16 protein-coding genes are annotated in these 14,913 nt (G+C 48.2%); 1 reads left to right on the top strand and 15 read right to left on the bottom strand.

What is annotated here, in order from left to right; all coding sequences use genetic code 11:
- Positions 1–110: 110 nt before the first annotated feature.
- From C0Q44_RS10320 to uptA, 11 genes are all read right to left on the bottom strand, one after another.
- The gene (locus C0Q44_RS10320) at positions 111–821 is read right to left on the bottom strand and encodes an MgtC/SapB family protein (RefSeq protein ID WP_105407160.1); all 711 of its coding nucleotides are present in this window, start codon (positions 819–821) and stop codon (positions 111–113) included.
- 33 nt (positions 822–854) lie between these two features.
- The gene (locus tag C0Q44_RS10315; RefSeq protein WP_105407159.1) at positions 855–1,319 is read right to left on the bottom strand and encodes a GNAT family N-acetyltransferase; all 465 of its coding nucleotides are present in this window, start codon (positions 1,317–1,319) and stop codon (positions 855–857) included.
- 129 nt (positions 1,320–1,448) lie between these two features.
- Positions 1,449–2,888, bottom strand: a complete 1,440-nt coding sequence (gene gatB, locus C0Q44_RS10310) for an Asp-tRNA(Asn)/Glu-tRNA(Gln) amidotransferase subunit GatB (RefSeq protein ID WP_105407158.1) — start codon at positions 2,886–2,888, stop codon at positions 1,449–1,451.
- Positions 2,889–2,914: 26 nt separating this feature from the next.
- Positions 2,915–4,372 (bottom strand): Asp-tRNA(Asn)/Glu-tRNA(Gln) amidotransferase subunit GatA, encoded by a 1,458-nt coding sequence (gatA, locus tag C0Q44_RS10305; RefSeq protein WP_105407157.1) that lies wholly within the window; start codon positions 4,370–4,372, stop codon positions 2,915–2,917.
- Positions 4,373–4,399: 27 nt separating this feature from the next.
- Positions 4,400–4,687 carry an Asp-tRNA(Asn)/Glu-tRNA(Gln) amidotransferase subunit GatC gene (gene gatC, locus C0Q44_RS10300; RefSeq protein ID WP_105407156.1) on the bottom strand — a complete coding sequence of 96 codons (288 nt, stop codon included), beginning with the start codon at positions 4,685–4,687 and terminating at the stop codon, positions 4,400–4,402.
- A gap of 205 nt (positions 4,688–4,892) precedes the next feature.
- Complete coding sequence (locus C0Q44_RS10295) at positions 4,893–5,276, bottom strand: ATPase (protein ID WP_105407155.1); 384 nt, start codon at positions 5,274–5,276, stop codon at positions 4,893–4,895.
- Between the two features lie 347 nt (positions 5,277–5,623).
- Entirely contained in the window at positions 5,624–5,842 is a 219-nt protein-coding gene (locus tag C0Q44_RS10290; RefSeq protein ID WP_146113439.1) for a hypothetical protein, read from the bottom strand.
- 104 nt (positions 5,843–5,946) lie between these two features.
- Positions 5,947–6,192 carry a hypothetical protein gene (locus C0Q44_RS10285; RefSeq protein ID WP_105407153.1) on the bottom strand — a complete coding sequence of 82 codons (246 nt, stop codon included), beginning with the start codon at positions 6,190–6,192 and terminating at the stop codon, positions 5,947–5,949.
- A gap of 531 nt (positions 6,193–6,723) precedes the next feature.
- The gene (locus C0Q44_RS10280; protein ID WP_105407152.1) at positions 6,724–7,356 is read right to left on the bottom strand and encodes an MBL fold metallo-hydrolase; all 633 of its coding nucleotides are present in this window, start codon (positions 7,354–7,356) and stop codon (positions 6,724–6,726) included.
- Between the two features lie 6 nt (positions 7,357–7,362).
- Positions 7,363–7,932 (bottom strand): thioredoxin family protein, encoded by a 570-nt coding sequence (locus C0Q44_RS10275; protein WP_105407151.1) that lies wholly within the window; start codon positions 7,930–7,932, stop codon positions 7,363–7,365.
- Positions 7,933–7,934: 2 nt separating this feature from the next.
- Positions 7,935–8,549 (bottom strand): undecaprenyl phosphate transporter UptA, encoded by a 615-nt coding sequence (uptA, locus tag C0Q44_RS10270; RefSeq protein WP_105407150.1) that lies wholly within the window; start codon positions 8,547–8,549, stop codon positions 7,935–7,937.
- Positions 8,550–8,709: 160 nt separating this feature from the next.
- Between uptA and C0Q44_RS10265 the strand changes: the two genes are divergently transcribed.
- Positions 8,710–9,057, top strand: coding sequence for a dehydrogenase (locus C0Q44_RS10265; protein ID WP_105407149.1), 348 nt, complete (start codon positions 8,710–8,712; stop codon positions 9,055–9,057).
- Between the two features lie 95 nt (positions 9,058–9,152).
- Here C0Q44_RS10265 and C0Q44_RS10260 read toward each other — a convergent pair whose 3' ends face one another.
- From C0Q44_RS10260 to C0Q44_RS10245, 4 genes are all read right to left on the bottom strand, one after another.
- Complete coding sequence (locus C0Q44_RS10260; RefSeq protein WP_105407148.1) at positions 9,153–11,525, bottom strand: O-antigen ligase family protein; 2,373 nt, start codon at positions 11,523–11,525, stop codon at positions 9,153–9,155.
- A gap of 278 nt (positions 11,526–11,803) precedes the next feature.
- The gene (locus tag C0Q44_RS10255; protein WP_105407147.1) at positions 11,804–13,045 is read right to left on the bottom strand and encodes a class I SAM-dependent methyltransferase; all 1,242 of its coding nucleotides are present in this window, start codon (positions 13,043–13,045) and stop codon (positions 11,804–11,806) included.
- A gap of 95 nt (positions 13,046–13,140) precedes the next feature.
- Positions 13,141–13,845: a DUF6483 family protein gene (locus C0Q44_RS10250; RefSeq protein WP_105407146.1), complete on the bottom strand. Its 705-nt coding sequence runs from the start codon at positions 13,843–13,845 to the stop codon at positions 13,141–13,143.
- Between the two features lie 257 nt (positions 13,846–14,102).
- Positions 14,103–14,894 carry an alpha/beta fold hydrolase gene (locus C0Q44_RS10245; protein ID WP_105407145.1) on the bottom strand — a complete coding sequence of 264 codons (792 nt, stop codon included), beginning with the start codon at positions 14,892–14,894 and terminating at the stop codon, positions 14,103–14,105.
- Between the last annotated feature and the right edge of the window lie 19 nt (positions 14,895–14,913).

Raw genomic sequence — 14,913 nt, 5'->3', positions numbered from 1 at the left:
CAGGCATTTGGTTAGATAGTACCCTAAAGAGCAAGCAGAGTAACTGGAAGAAATATGGATATGACCAAAAACCCTCCGTCACTCTTGGGCTGGGGAGGGTTATAATTCATTTATTCGATCGACACTTTGGTTACGTGCTCCCACTGTCTTAACTTGGATACCAGCTGTACGGTTTTGAAGTCATGCGGTACTTGGACATGGAGCACAATCTCAATTCTACGTTCAACCGATATCATCTCTGCGTAAGCCAGATCCTGTTCATTTACAGTGATTTTACGAATTTTGATCTTCTCCTGCTCCAGACATGAAAACACCTGTTCCAGAAAACCGGGTTCTGACAAGGTATGGAGTGTAACGACATGCATCTTATTCCCTCGTAAATACCTCAGCTCCAGTTTGTTGAAAACCCAGAGGTTAAGCAAGACCAGGACGGTGGACACGATAGAGGCAAAAAAGAATCCTGCGCCTGCTGCAAGCCCAATGGCTGCAACAACCCAGATTGAAGCTGCTGTGGTGAGTCCGGTTATGGATTTTCCCGTGAAGAGAATCGTTCCCGCTCCAAGGAAACCGACACCCGTGATCACGGCCGTAGCCAGACGTGCCGGGTCGATCCTTACATTTAATTCATTAGCAAAATCCTTAAAGCCATAAACAGATAACATCATAATCAGTGCAGATCCAAGACATACCAAAATATGGGTACGCAAACCAGCAGCATGATTGGACCGTTCTCGCTCTAGCCCTACGAGCCCTCCAAGCAGCATGGCCAGTAATAATCGTAATAAAATGTGCCACTCATCAATGAACCAGGGATCCCCCAAAGTCGGTACTCCTCCTCTACGTTGTTTGCATGATTAAAGTTTATTCTTGTGAAAAGTCGTTAATTCCACTCCAGGTGCAATGGATGTAACTTCCACGGGTTTGAAGCCGAATTGGGTATACAGATTCACAGCGGGTTGATTCAACGTTCCTGTGGAGACGATATAGCGCGGATAATTCGCATGCTGTTCTAACACATATGTCATCAAAGATGCAGCAATTCCCTTGCGGAAGTGGTCCGGGTGCACCATCATTCGTGTAATGGTCAGTGTGTTCTTCTCTTCTTCTGCTACAGCAACAGCCCCGATGAGTTCTCCATCAACATGGATACAACCATAAAAGCTCTCTCCGCAAACCCTAAGTGTTTCCATCGTATCCATCAAAGGAGGGATTTCCTGAAATCCAATGATTTCGGCTTCCAAACGATAGGCCACATGCTGAAGTCTCCATAACTGTCCCAACGTCTCCAGATCACTCAGTGATAATGCTTGAATGTTCATATCCGTTCCCCGTCCTCTTGCCCTATGTTAAAAAATGAATGATGAATAACGAAACCATTCGTTCTCCATCATAACAAAAAGAGGCTGTCACAGGGACGAGCCTCTTTTTGTCCAACCTCACCGGAAGGATTAGCGGTTCAGTACATCTGCAAGCAGTTGGTTAGCAAGGGCTGGATTAGCCTTGCCTTTACTTTCTTTCATGACCTGGCCAACGAGGAAACCAATGGCTTTCTGTTTGCCTGCTTTGTAGTCTTCAACCGATTGAGGATTGTTCGCGACAACCTGCTCTACGATGGCAAGAATGGCACCTTCGTCACTAATCTGTACAAGACCCTTCTCTTCAACGATCTGCTGCGGAAGCTTGCCGCTCTCCAGCATTTCCTTGAATACGGTTTTGGCAATTTTGCTGTTGATTGTGCCTTTCTCAAGCAGCCCAATCATCTCGCCCAAACCTTGGCCTGTTAGTGGAACCTGGGACACCTCAAGGTTACTTGTATTCAGGTAACCAAGCAAGTCGCCCATAATCCAGTTGGAGACCACTTTGGCATCCTTGGTATATTTCAGACTATCTTCAAAAAGATCAGCTATAGCTTTGGAAGAGGTAATCACCTCTGCATCATAACCAGGCAATCCGTAATCAGCTGTGTAACGTGCTTTACGCTCATCTGGAAGCTCAGGTATGGTAGCTCTGATCCGCTCTTTCCACGCTTCATCAATGTGTAGATTCACCAGATCCGGGTCCGGGAAATAACGATAATCATGTGCTTGTTCCTTGCCACGCATGGATATTGTTTTCCCTTGAGCTTCGTCCCAACGACGAGTCTCCTGAACCACTTCACCGCCATCATCCAGAATCTCAGCCTGACGATATTGTTCATATTCCAGACCACGCTGAACACCGCGGAAGGAGTTCATGTTCTTCAATTCAGCTCTCGTTCCCAGCTTCTCCTGTCCATGTGGACGCAAACTGATATTGGCGTCACAACGCAGTGAACCTTCTTCCATCTTCACGTCCGACACATCACAGTACTGCATGATCGCACGCATTTTTTCAAGATATGCACGCGCCTCTTCCGGGGAAGAAATCTCAGGTTCGGATACAATCTCCACGAGTGGGGTACCGACACGGTTAAAGTCCACCAATGATGCGTATCCGCCATCGATATGCGTAAGCTTCCCTGCATCTTCCTCCAAATGAAGACGTGTGATGCCAATTCGTTTCGTTTCACCATTCACTTCAATATCAATCCAGCCATTCTCACCGATCGGTTGATCGAATTGTGAGATCTGATAGGCTTTGGGGGAATCCGGGTAAAAGTAGTTCTTACGGTCGAATTTGCTGACATCAGCAATCGTACAATTCAGGGCCATTGCTGCCTTCATCGCGTAGTCTACAGCCTGACGATTCAGTACAGGCAGTACGCCCGGATGTCCAAGACAGACCGGACAGGTATGCGTGTTCGGCGGAGCTCCAAAAGCTGTGGAGCAGCCACAGAAAATTTTGGAGTTCGTGTGCAACTCCACGTGGACTTCAAGTCCAACGACCGTTTCATATTTAGATGCGGACATTTCTATATTCCTCCGTTCCGGGCAGTCTACAGCTGCGGACGCTGCTTGTGGAATTCTGTATTTTGTTCAAACGCATGCGCTACGCGCAATACGGTTGTTTCATCAAATGCTTTACCAATAATCTGCAATCCAACAGGTAAACCATCCACCAATCCACAAGGGATACTCACGGCAGGTACACCAGCCAGATTGACTGGTATGGTTAGAATATCGTTGAGGTACATCGTCAGTGGATCATCCACCTGCGAACCCAATTTGAATGCAGTTGTTGGCGCAGTTGGTCCGATAATTACATCATATTTGGCAAATACATTGTCGAAATCCTGCTTGATCAATGTACGTACCTTCTGTGCTTTCAGATAATAGGCATCATAGTAACCCGAGCTAAGCGCATACGTTCCGAGCATAATGCGTCGTTTCACTTCGGGACCAAAGCCCTGACTCCGGGACTGGTGATACAGATCCAGCAAATTCTCCGGGTTCTCTGCGCGTACGCCATAACGTACCCCGTCAAATCGAGCCAGGTTCGAAGATGCCTCTGAAGATGCGAGCAGGTAGTAGGTAGCCACCGCATATTCGGTATGCGGCAGGGATACCTCTTCCCATGTTGCGCCGAGTCCTTCGAGCACTTTGAGCGCAGAAAGAACCGTTTCTTTCACTTGTGCGTCAACGCCTTCACCGATGTATTCCTTCGGCACAGCAATACGCAAACCTTTGACATCACCTGTCAGTCCGCTCAAATAATCCGGAATGTCCACTTTCGCAGATGTCGAATCTTTGGCATCATAACCAGCAATGGCTTGTAATACATAAGCAGAATCTTCAACATTTTTCGTCAAAGGTCCGATCTGATCCAGGGATGATGCAAATGCCACCAAGCCAAAACGAGATACGAGTCCATACGTCGGTTTCAATCCGACAACGCCGCAATACGAAGCAGGCTGTCGAATGGAACCACCTGTGTCTGATCCAAGTGTGAAGTACGCTTCTCCCGCAGCCACTGCAGCTGCAGAACCCCCACTGGAGCCTCCTGGAACACGATCGAGTGCCCATGGATTACGTACAGGGGAGAAACTTGAATTCTCATTGGAGCCGCCCATGGCGAACTCGTCCATGTTGAGTTTACCAATCGTAACGGTATCTGCAGCTTTCAATTTCTCGACAACGGTTGCATCATACACCGGGTCGAAATTACGAAGGAATTGGCTGCCACATGTCGTACGCAGTCCGTTCGTAACGATGTTATCCTTAATACCGACGGGTAGGCCGAAAAGTAAACCTTTCTCCTCACCACTCACAAGACGGTCATCCAGTTGACGTGCACGAGCACGTGCCTGTTCTTCATCCAGTGCCAAATACGCCTTAACCTTATCATCATGCGCTCCAATATTCTGATACGCCTGATCCACCAGATCGCTGACCGAAAGCTCCTTGGTGTGCAGCTTGTTATGTAACTCAGGCAACGAATGTTCAAATAAACTCACGATTCTTGTCCTCCTTCCAGATATCCGTTATTCCATTACAGCAGGCACTTTAAACTGCCCATCTTCCTCTTCCGGTGCATTGCGCATCACCTGTTCAATCGCCAGGCTTTCCTTGTTCTCATCGTCACGCATAACATTGCTGACGTGCAGAACGTGAGTGGTGGGTTCGATGTCTTCTGTATCCAGCTCATTCAGTTTCTCTGCATATTTTAAAATCGCGTTCAGCTGACCTGTCAGGGTCTGTTCTTCTTCAGCAGTCAAGTTGAGCCGGGCCAGCTTGGCCACATGCTGAACGTCATTATTCGAAATACTCATTACCGGATGCCTCCTTCATTCGTTCTAATTCCCGAAACGACCTGAAACGAACCGCTCGTTTAACGGGCTAAAGTCTCAAGATAACTTTTATAATTATAGGTGAGATAGTTCGACAATTCAATGCAAATGACCTGACTGGCTTCCATGAAGCCAAAAACGAACTTATAAAACAAAAAAGAGCCGGCATCAGCCGACTCTTAAAATACTAAATCCATGCACGCAGGTTAACCTGCTTTATAAAATCCGCCTGTGACATAACATCGTTCGCGGTTTCCTCTTCCTCTTCCACAACTTGAAAATCTCCGTTCATCAGATGATGAAACAGCTTCTCATTGTGTGTCGCAAGGGCGTAATCTATCAACGCTTCTCGCTCGACCCGCTCAGCTTCCTGCTTCAGCAGAATCTCTTCCAGATCGACGTCGCTGGATGGAACAAAAAAGTTCCGGTTTACCTGCGGCACTCGAAGCACGTAATCGAACGCATTGTCCGGATTCCGGTCATAAGCGATGATGAAACCATATTCCCCCACAGGAAGATTCTGCTCAAACTCATCCGCGACGATGACAACCTTCTCTCCTAATCGCAGCATCGTCTAACCTCCTGGTAGTCTATCATAATTATTTATTTGTATAGTCTACTAGAAAAGAATAACGATGTCTAGGAATACTAGAATTAAACAACCTATTTGTGCAAAATCTTTTTCCTTACTTTTAAAATAAAATGATCCTATTTCTTATTTCGTCTATCTGAGCGAATCACGACGAACCCATATATAATGAGCGGCGTGGGAAATCCCGTGAGTCCCCATATTCCCCATAACCAGGGGAAACGTCCACGTTGGCGTGCATCCTGAAAGATCCATGTGCCTTGAACCAGAAGAAAGATGCCTAGCAGTATAAGCCATAGTGGGAGACTTCATCCAAAGAATAGTGCATTTTATTCATGATGAGCCTCCTTCCGACGTCGCCCTGTCCAGATTACAGCCGCAATCACCGAAACAGCTGTCCCCAGAGCCTCTGCAAGGTTCGGGTCCATTGTAACTTTGACAAGATACTTATACACAAAAGTGTAGTGACGTTGCAGTAACTCTGCCATTGCGCTATCGTCGCCCATTGCCGCTCTGCGCACTTCTTCCAATTCGGCTGCCTTTATCATGATCATCACCTGCTTCCCGTTTCAGTCTTGAGTTAAGACGACCGGCTCCACAGAAACGTTCAATGAAATCAGAAAATAATGACAGGCGACAATTTCCCGGGCAATCAGACCTGATTCCGGTAATCTTGCAACTTGTCGAACCACGGTTGGTTGTTGTCTCCACTTCTTAACACACGGCTTGTCCATATATTCTGTTGAGACTTCATCACTTCATTGGTCACGCTAGGGTTATGTATTAAAGCTCGCTCAGTACCTGTTTCTCTTTTCCCACTCTCCAATATGCGACGGTTTTCTTCAATAATCGGATACTCGACACGCTGTCCCAACGGAATAACTCTTGTTTTCTCCACTTTGATATTCCCCGCTCTCATGATCTATATAAGTTGAACTAAAGATTATTTACACTGACACTACGATGACAGAATAACCTTCCAATCGCTGTTATCCCCAGATTTTTTGATTCCCTTTTCTTAAAGGGAAAATCCGGTGATAAAGGCGAACACTTCGCTTTTTCAGGTTTTTTCTGTCCTCTCCGTTATCGTGTAAATGATTAGTTCAACTTATATACTATTTTTTAAAATTTATTATTTCTAAATCAATCTGTACTTGCTGCTAACTTGCTATTGGTCTCAAACTGGCTTGTGATAAAGCGCATCTTGCATCTCTATGTAGCGTAAAAAAGGCTAATTCTGTGATAAAAAGGGGCTGAAAACAAAAAAAGAACGCAAACCGGGTATAGACCACAGTCTGCGTGCTTCGCGAGGTTGGGTGTTTCTTGGTAATGCTTCAGTTAGATGATGCCTTAACGCTTGTAACAACTAATTGCTATTCTAATGAAAAAGTTGTCACTTGTCCAGACTTTCTTCACATATCATGTCGGATTATCTTGCGGACACGTAAGGGTTGTTTTGCTTTTCATATCCAATTGTCGTTTTGGGCCCGTGACCTGGATACACTTTCACCTCATCAGCAAAGGTATAGAGCTTGTTCTGAATCGAGTCAATCAGATCCCGCTCACGCCCTCCTGTCAGATCGGTTCTGCCCACACCCATGCGGAACAGAACATCTCCGGCAAACAGGTCATTACCACATAGCAGACTTACACTACCTGGTGAATGACCAGGTGTATGGAACACTTTGAACGTATGACCAATCAGATTCAGCTTCTGCCCTTCGTCCATGGCATACTCAGCCGGATCTGTCGAAAGTGGCGGAGTCGCCTGTGGCCAGTTCAGTGATCCGTTTAATTTCGGGGTTGTGAGCCAGTCACTCTCCAAATCATGCAAATAGACGGGACATCCCTTCAATTTACGAATCTCATCTACCCCACCCATATGGTCAAAGTGAGCATGGGTCAGCAGAATCGCTTCAATCTCCAGATCTTGAATGGCCTTAATTAGCGGTCCCGGGTTCATACCTGGGTCAATAATAACAGCTTTGCCCGAATCTTCTCCCTGTAGCAGGTACGCATTAGTTTGAAGTGGGCCTAATGTAAACGTACGAATGTTAAGCATATCGGCTTAGTAACCCGAAATCAGTTCACGCAGCTCACGGATAATGGCCGCATGTGACTCCGTTCCTTCCCCATAACGTTTACCCATCTCTTGACGTGCTACAGCCATATTATCTTGGTAATCTGCTGCTTCACGATCCGGATTGAGGCGTTTGAATTCAATCATGACTTCTTGTACATGTTGTGGACGAGGTCCCCATTGACCGAGTACATGCCCACCTGTGTCTGCAAAAATAACGACTGGCACAGAGCGACCTCCCATAGTCAGGAACTCATCCATCACTTCCGGATGGTTCTCCATAATAAGAACTTCTGTTGGGATGCCTGAGATTTCAAGCGCTTGGAATACAACCGGAATATTACGTACAACATCCCCACACCAGTCAGCAGCCAGAATTAATACACGCAGGTCATCGCGGTGATTCAGGCTATCGAAAAACTCACGATCCTCTTCGTTTGACCAAGAAAAGCTATCGTAGTTGGTCTGGAATTCACTCTGGTTCTTGGTCATACTCTCGATAAAATCCTTCGGCGGCAGACCTTTACCGAATTTGTGAGACAAGTTGGGTTTACCCATGACTAGACACTTCCTTTCTTTTTGCGAGCATTCATCCATTTAATAAGTACATAAACAATCATAAGAGCCAGAGCTACGAGTAAAATAGGCATGATATACGGTGCAGCTTTCTCATCAATATGCTTCCATTGATCTCCAAGAATCATTCCTAAATATATAAACAATGCAGTCCAAGGTATAACAGCGAGTGTAGTCAACAAGATGAATTTGCCTGCGTGCATTTTCGTAATGCCAGCCGGGATGGAGATTGCATGTCGTACAACCGGAACAAATCGCGCCGTGAAAATGACACCTGTACCATACTTGCGGAACCACTCTTCGGAATGATCGATGTGTTTTTTCTGGATCAGTATGTATTTTCCGTAGCGTTCAAGTACAGGTCTGCCGCCATAACGGCCAATCCAGTAAATAAATAACTGGGCGATCACACCACCCACTGTACCGAAAATCACAGCCCCGAAAAAGTTAATATTTCCCTGTGAAACGAGAAAACCTCCATATGCCAACACAATTTCGCTCGGGATGACTTCCATCATTAATCCAAGCATGATCCCAAAGTATCCAAGACTCTGAATCCAATCGAACAATTGGCCGACAAGATTATGAATAAAGTCCATCTCAACCCTCTTTCTTCATCCTGATTGGCGGTGCCCCTCCGCACCATGGATGTTCGTCCCTATTTTATCACAGGGCTGTGGACGTTGCTACTTCCCCGAACCGGGATAGTGTCCCGTTCGTAGCGATTCGCATATGGTATGGGGAGAGGAGCGTGAGAAGATGTCACACAAATCAATACCCGGTTCTCCACCGGTCAAACATACGCAATCTGGTCAAAGCCTTCCATCTGCACGAGGAATCCGCCGAGCGTGCAGCAAAGAATTATACCGGACAGCCAAACGTCTGAAAGTGTACGTCTCCCCCGAACGGATGAAGCAGGCGGAAGAATGTTATTACGGTAAAGTAATCACGAACTTGCTCTGGATTGGGGAGAATCGTGACAACCGCAAAAAACTGTGTGAATGGTGGAACACGGATGTTAGCGCTGAGATCGCTGCTCTGTGGGAAGTCGATGTTGAACCATTAAAAGATGCGTTTCAGCATGCATTTGGCGGGTATCGTCTATAAATGTGTGGCATTGAAGTAGGTAACCGCAGAAAGCTTCTGCTGTCTACCTTCTTTTATTGTTCTGGAGTTCTTTGGTTGTATTGGAGTCGGCCTGTTCATGGTCCCTGTCTAGTCAATTCTGAACCAAACGGAGTTGATGCAAGCCTGCGCAGGTTCTCTCCATAATCCAGAGCATGTTCTTCCAGTACAAAACGACGATCATTGCGAACGTTTCCTGCTTCCACTTCCTCAGCCAGCAGTTGATAACGCTCATACATCTGTACACCAGCGGCGGCAGTCTGTCGGGCTCGATTCGTGTATCCTGCCTCCCATTCCCGCCGCGCTGCCTGCTCCATCCCATACAAAACCGCAGATTGTCCAATGCCATCATACCGATTCAATGCGATAGCTTGTTCAAAATATTCCCCAGCCTGCTGTCCCTCGCCCAATTGGGCTTCCAATCGCCCCAGTTCTAAGTAAATCTGAGGGTTCACCGAGGAATGGGACAGGCTGTTCAAAAGGAGTGATTTTGCTTCTTGTCCCGTGAGTGATCGCGCAAGTGATATTACGATATCCGGTCGGTTCGGATTGGATTGAAACGCAGCGATAAGAAGCACCTTTCGGGCTGGAGTGCCATCCGGTTCGGACTTCGCCTGACGGTACTGCACTTCTGCTACAACGTGACGAGAGGCCAGCCAGGCTGTTCCACCAAGCCAGATCAGGATGATCAGCACGGTTGCTGCCCTTATTACCCAAATCGTGGGACGATGAAGGAAGGGAAAGAAGGAACGTATTGGGAGAGATGATGGACGAGATTGTACTGGTATGGCTGCTGCCCAAGCGCCAAGCCAGATGAAGAGCATCCAGAATAATGTGAAGCTCCAGTCAAAATCCATCGCTCCATGTAGACCAAAAATCAGCACAGGGGGTAGTAACCGCGGTGCAGCGTGAAGGATGTTTCGCAGGGTGAAGAGAAACCACCCTGCGACAACCATGATGCCGATCATGCCCGTGTCCAGGGCGAGATCAAGCAGTCCGTTGTGGACCTCGCCTCCAACATACGGCGAGGATTGTATGGCGCGAAACATGTTGCGCCATGTGTCCCCCCCGTGGCCGAGCCAAGCGGCCTCGGTCCACAGCTGGAGGGCATCCCGCCACAACTGTAGGCGGGACACCCCTGTGCCGACACCAGCCGCCAGGCGATCGGCGGTGGAGGCCACGGCCATAAGTGCGGCGGTGGTTGCCGCCAGCACAATGGCCGTCAAGGCAGCGGCGCGGGCCTTGGCGGCGCCGCTGTGCCAGAGACGGCACAGCAGCAGCGTGCCGAGCAGCGCAGCTGCCCATGCCCCGGCCAGTGCCAGCAGGCCGGGCACGGGTGCAGGCGCCAGCTGGGCAGCAGCCAGCTGGCGGTACAGCCAGGCCGCGCACGCCAAGGGCGCGGCCGTGGCCAGCAGCAGCGGCAGGCGGGCACCGCGCCGCTGCAAGGCGAAGGCGGCGACCGCGGCACAGCCGGTCGCCAGCCAAGCGCCGCGCGACTCGCTCAAGAGGAGCGCGGCTTGCGCAGGCATGAGCGGCAGCACTGCCGCGATGAGTCGGCCGGCCGGTACTGGCCGGCCCAGGACTCGCGCGGCGGCGGTCAGCCGCTCTACTGCGTACATGCCGACAACGGCACCGTACGCATTGGGGTACTGCAACAAACCGCCGAGCCGTGCTCCGGCGGAACTGATCTCGGGGTCAGCCGTCCGCATAACCCCGTAAGGCAGCGGCAGTACCCCGCACACGGCAAGTATACCGCTTAGCACAAGCAAGCCGCCTGCCATCTGCCAGCCGAACCCTAACCAGCGCGCACCCGCAGGACGCGCAGCCAGCATGGTCGTGAGCAATGCAAACATCGCCAGTAGACTCCAACGCAACATCTCATCCAGGCTCCCCTGTCTACTCACAGAGCCTACCCATGCATGTAGCCCATAACACATCATCATGGCAAGTGGACATAAGACCGGCCAAAGTCCGTAATACTTTCCCATTCGCCAATCTGTTCGTTGGAAAGAATCCAACCGTCTCCCTTTTAGCACACTCACGATTAACATCATTAATGTGCTTCCTGTTGCGATCAGAAGGACGGGATACAGATCAGCTGAATAGTATAGTCCCCGGCTCAGACATCCCGTGAGCAGCAAGACAACTACAACTATGCCTAACGCAACTGACCCTCTCGATCCCGCATAACCATTACGTCTCAAAACAGGAGATGAACTACCTGCTGCCTGGTCTTTGTTTACCGGATTTAAATGATGCGGATTTGCCTCGTTATATGTATGTTCTTCGTTATATGTACCTGACTTGTTCGATGTATAGAACCATTGATACTCATACGCTGTACAATCTTCGGGGTCAGGACTGTTTGATGCTCGGTCCATATCGTCTTTGCTCGCTGCACGATCGGCTCTATTTATTGACGTGTCCGTGTCCGTAGTCCATCCGTTCACCCGCACTCCTCCCTCTCACAGTCATACAAAAACAAAAAAACACAACAAAAAGACAGAAGATCCCGCAAACGGGTCCTTCTGTCGCTATTCTGACAGACATGAAGTTGTAGCTATATTGATAAAGATAAAGTGTGATTGCAATGAAGCTTCAACAAGGGCCCTAGTTGCAGTATGTCCCTTGGTCAACACTCGCAGACCATACGGATGATCTCATTCTTGAAACTTTACCCGAACGATCTATATTGATCTTTAACTTATCCGAACTTCGTTCTCAACATTCAGCAAAGGTCACAATTTGCGGAATCCTGAACGGCTTCTTTGTTAGGTTCTCCATTGGCCTTCTTCTCCCCGCCCGGAAGCAGATCAGCACAAGCCCGTTCCAAATAAGGATCAGCATGAATGAAATCACGGAAAGCCTTATATTCGTTCCACATGTCCGTTGTCTCGCCTGCTTGTCCACGAACGGCACGAATCAATATATTTTTGGGCGTATGCTCCATATCGATGAATTCAAGCAATTGTGTTTTGTATCCCATGAGGTCCAGCAGCTTGGCACGAATCGCATCTGTAGCCAGTGCAGAGAAACGTTCCTTCAGGATGCCATGGGACAACAACGGATTCATCACCGAAGATTCAACCTGGTTGAATAGCTCATGTTGACAGCAAGGTACAGACAGAATGACTGAAGCTCCCCAGCGAACGGCCTTCTCCAGAGCAGCATCGGTAGCCGTATCACAGGCATGCAGCGTTACGACCATATCCACTTCGTTAAGTTCATCATAATCAGCGATGTCTCCAACCAGGAATTTCAGATCACCATAATGCAATTTAGTAGCGAGATCATTACAATGTTCGATCACATCAGCCTTCAAGTCGAGCCCAATAATCTGGAGCGAACGACGTTGCTGTACAGACAGATAATGATATAACGCAAACGTCAGATAAGACTTGCCACAACCAAAATCGACAATAGTCAGTGGACGTCCTTCAGGCAGATGCGGAATGACATCCTGCACCATTTCAAGGAATCGGTTAATCTGTCTGAACTTGTCATACTTGCGGGCCAGCACTCGACCTTCTTCGTTCATAATGCCCAGTTCAACGAGGAACGAGACGGGTACTCCCTCTTCCAGCACATATTGCTTCTTGCGATTATGCGAAAGATCCACCGCAGTCTTGGAAGCAGATTTGGTCAGAATGGATACTTTATATTTTTTGCTGATCAGAATTTGATAGTCTGCATCGGTGGTACAGAACAGTCCTTGACGAAACGTCTCTTCGCCCAGCAAAGTCATGCGTTCTGCCGCTTCAGTCGGAGTCAAATTCTCGTGCAGCACTTTGTTGTTGTAATGAAATGCGAACTGATAGTTCAGCTGATTCTTCAGTGTCACCGGCTTGACTTGCACTTTGGTATACGAGACATTGTCCCGTCTGCGCAGCTGGCTCCAGGTCGCTGTAATCAGCGAATTCTGTTCAAAGATGTCTTGTATAAGCTTTCGCAATGAATCCACGGGGTACATCTCACTTTCGGTTTGGTTTGGTCAACCGTTACCATACCACAATTCCGTTCCCTCTCCAAGTGAAGGCATGTAACAAGCCTTGATCCAATCCATATTTATGAGTTCAACTCTTGACGGCTTAGTTCAGCTAGTCCCTCTTCGACTTCTTCCCGCGGCAGACCGCCCTGCTTCAGTTGTTCATCCGTGAGAAGGCTCAACCTTTCGTAGAACGCCTGTACATCATCACGATAACTCACAGGATGTTCAGCACCAAGTTGTAGTATTCTGTACCAACTATTCTCTGCCTGATCGTAACGTCCTTGTTGTTCACGATACAGGGCAAGTTGTTTTTCCGTCCGCGCAGGAAGTTCATAATCTTTCGTATGCTCCATTATTCCTTTCACCCGTTCCGGTGCGTCCAATAACTTGGGATTAGCTCCATGGTTCAGTGCGTACAGGTAAAAATGAAGTGATTTCATCAATCGAATAAGTGCGTCATCCTCTGCATCCATTCTCTCCTGATCATCTATGCCCTCGACTTTGGCTTTCTCTTGATAGATATAGGCTTCTTCTTCAATCAGCCTAGCGGCTTGCTGCAGATTGTCTACTTCTATAACTCCGCGAAAACGGAACATTTCAATGACATCCTCCGCTGGCAATGAGTTCAGTAGAGATAAGTTCAACCCAAACTGCCTGCGCATCAGCTCATCCAGCTCGGACAATGCCTCGGTGTGCTTACGCTGCTGTTTGAGCGTGAACACTTTGCCAATCGCCTCTGTCATTTCCTCCATCATGCGGAGCAGATAATCTCTTCTGAACATGCTGTACGCCCCCTCATCATTCGAACATGGTAATCCAATCGTTCTCAGATCGTCCCGTTGTCATTATTTTAATTCATGGCATGACAAAAAGCCAAAACACGACGCACGCGTCTATGCTCTGGCCCAATACACGTCCAAACCCTGCCTGTCCTTATTCGACAATACAGGGCTTGAATTGAAGGAACTGGATGATCTTCCACAGTGAAATCATTCATCCGATACTACGTGTATATGCTAAAGAAATCATGCTTCAAAAATTATTCCGATAATCCGGTCATGAATTGCTTAATGACCTGAATTAACTCTTCAGGAGCTTCATACATACTCATATGACCCGCACCTGCGATAATAGCTTGCACGATATGCGGCTTGTCACTTGTAAAAGTACGTTCCGGCGGAATAACAGCATCCTTCTCTCCCGCAACCAACAATACAGGTAATGGTGTCGCCGACAACACATCGCGGCGATCCGGGCGTTCCCGCATGGCTAGTGCAGCGCCAACCGCACCTTGAGGTGCAGTCTGGTAACCAATTTCCTTCACACGTGTGACTTGCGTAGTTAATGACTCTGCATGTTCCGGTGCGAACAGGCCAGGGACCAGTCCATCTACAAACTTCACAATGCCTTCAGTTTGAATCGTGGATACGGCGCGTAGACGCTTCTCCTTCGCTTCTTCACTATCCGGGTACGCCGTGGAATGAATGAGGCCAAATGCATTCAGACGTTCCGGGTGACGCTGTGCGATCGAGAGTGCAATATATCCTCCCATCGAGTGTCCCAGGAGAACCGCTTTATCCACGTTCAACTCATCCATCAACTGTAATACATCGTTGCTCATCTGCTCGATGGTATAACTTCCTACAGGTGCATCTGTTTTTCCATGTCCTCGCAGATCAGGTACAATACAGCGATAGCTGCGTGCCAGTTCAGGTACAACCTCATCCCAATACGATGAACTGCCACAGTATCCGTGAAGCAAAATGAGTGCTTCTCCCTTACCTTGTTCGGCATAACAAATCGTCGTTCCATCACACATCACTTTTTCCATATGAATCCCTCTCTCTGCG

Source organism: Paenibacillus sp. PCH8, assembly GCF_002968835.1.
In the GTDB taxonomy this organism is placed as follows: Bacteria; Bacillota; Bacilli; order Paenibacillales; family Paenibacillaceae; genus Paenibacillus.
Note: the sequence above shows the minus strand (reverse complement) of the source record. Positions and strands in the feature narration are given on the sequence as shown.

Excerpts from the sequence above, each read along its gene's own strand:
- C0Q44_RS10315 (WP_105407159.1), bottom strand. The coding sequence starts at position 1,319 with ATGAACATTCAAGCATTATCACTGAGTGATCTGGAGACGTTGGGACAG.
- gatB (WP_105407158.1), bottom strand. The coding sequence starts at position 2,888 with ATGTCCGCATCTAAATATGAAACGGTCGTTGGACTTGAAGTCCACGTG.
- gatC (WP_105407156.1), bottom strand. The coding sequence starts at position 4,687 with ATGAGTATTTCGAATAATGACGTTCAGCATGTGGCCAAGCTGGCCCGG.
- C0Q44_RS10295 (WP_105407155.1), bottom strand. The coding sequence starts at position 5,276 with ATGCTGCGATTAGGAGAGAAGGTTGTCATCGTCGCGGATGAGTTTGAG.
- C0Q44_RS10290 (WP_146113439.1), bottom strand. The coding sequence starts at position 5,842 with ATGATAAAGGCAGCCGAATTGGAAGAAGTGCGCAGAGCGGCAATGGGC.
- C0Q44_RS10280 (WP_105407152.1), bottom strand. The coding sequence starts at position 7,356 with ATGCTTAACATTCGTACGTTTACATTAGGCCCACTTCAAACTAATGCG.
- C0Q44_RS10275 (WP_105407151.1), bottom strand. The coding sequence starts at position 7,932 with ATGGGTAAACCCAACTTGTCTCACAAATTCGGTAAAGGTCTGCCGCCG.
- uptA (WP_105407150.1), bottom strand. The coding sequence starts at position 8,549 with ATGGACTTTATTCATAATCTTGTCGGCCAATTGTTCGATTGGATTCAG.
- C0Q44_RS10265 (WP_105407149.1), top strand. The coding sequence starts at position 8,710 with ATGTCACACAAATCAATACCCGGTTCTCCACCGGTCAAACATACGCAA.
- C0Q44_RS10255 (WP_105407147.1), bottom strand. The coding sequence starts at position 13,045 with ATGTACCCCGTGGATTCATTGCGAAAGCTTATACAAGACATCTTTGAA.
- C0Q44_RS10250 (WP_105407146.1), bottom strand. The coding sequence starts at position 13,845 with ATGTTCAGAAGAGATTATCTGCTCCGCATGATGGAGGAAATGACAGAG.
- C0Q44_RS10245 (WP_105407145.1), bottom strand. The coding sequence starts at position 14,894 with ATGGAAAAAGTGATGTGTGATGGAACGACGATTTGTTATGCCGAACAA.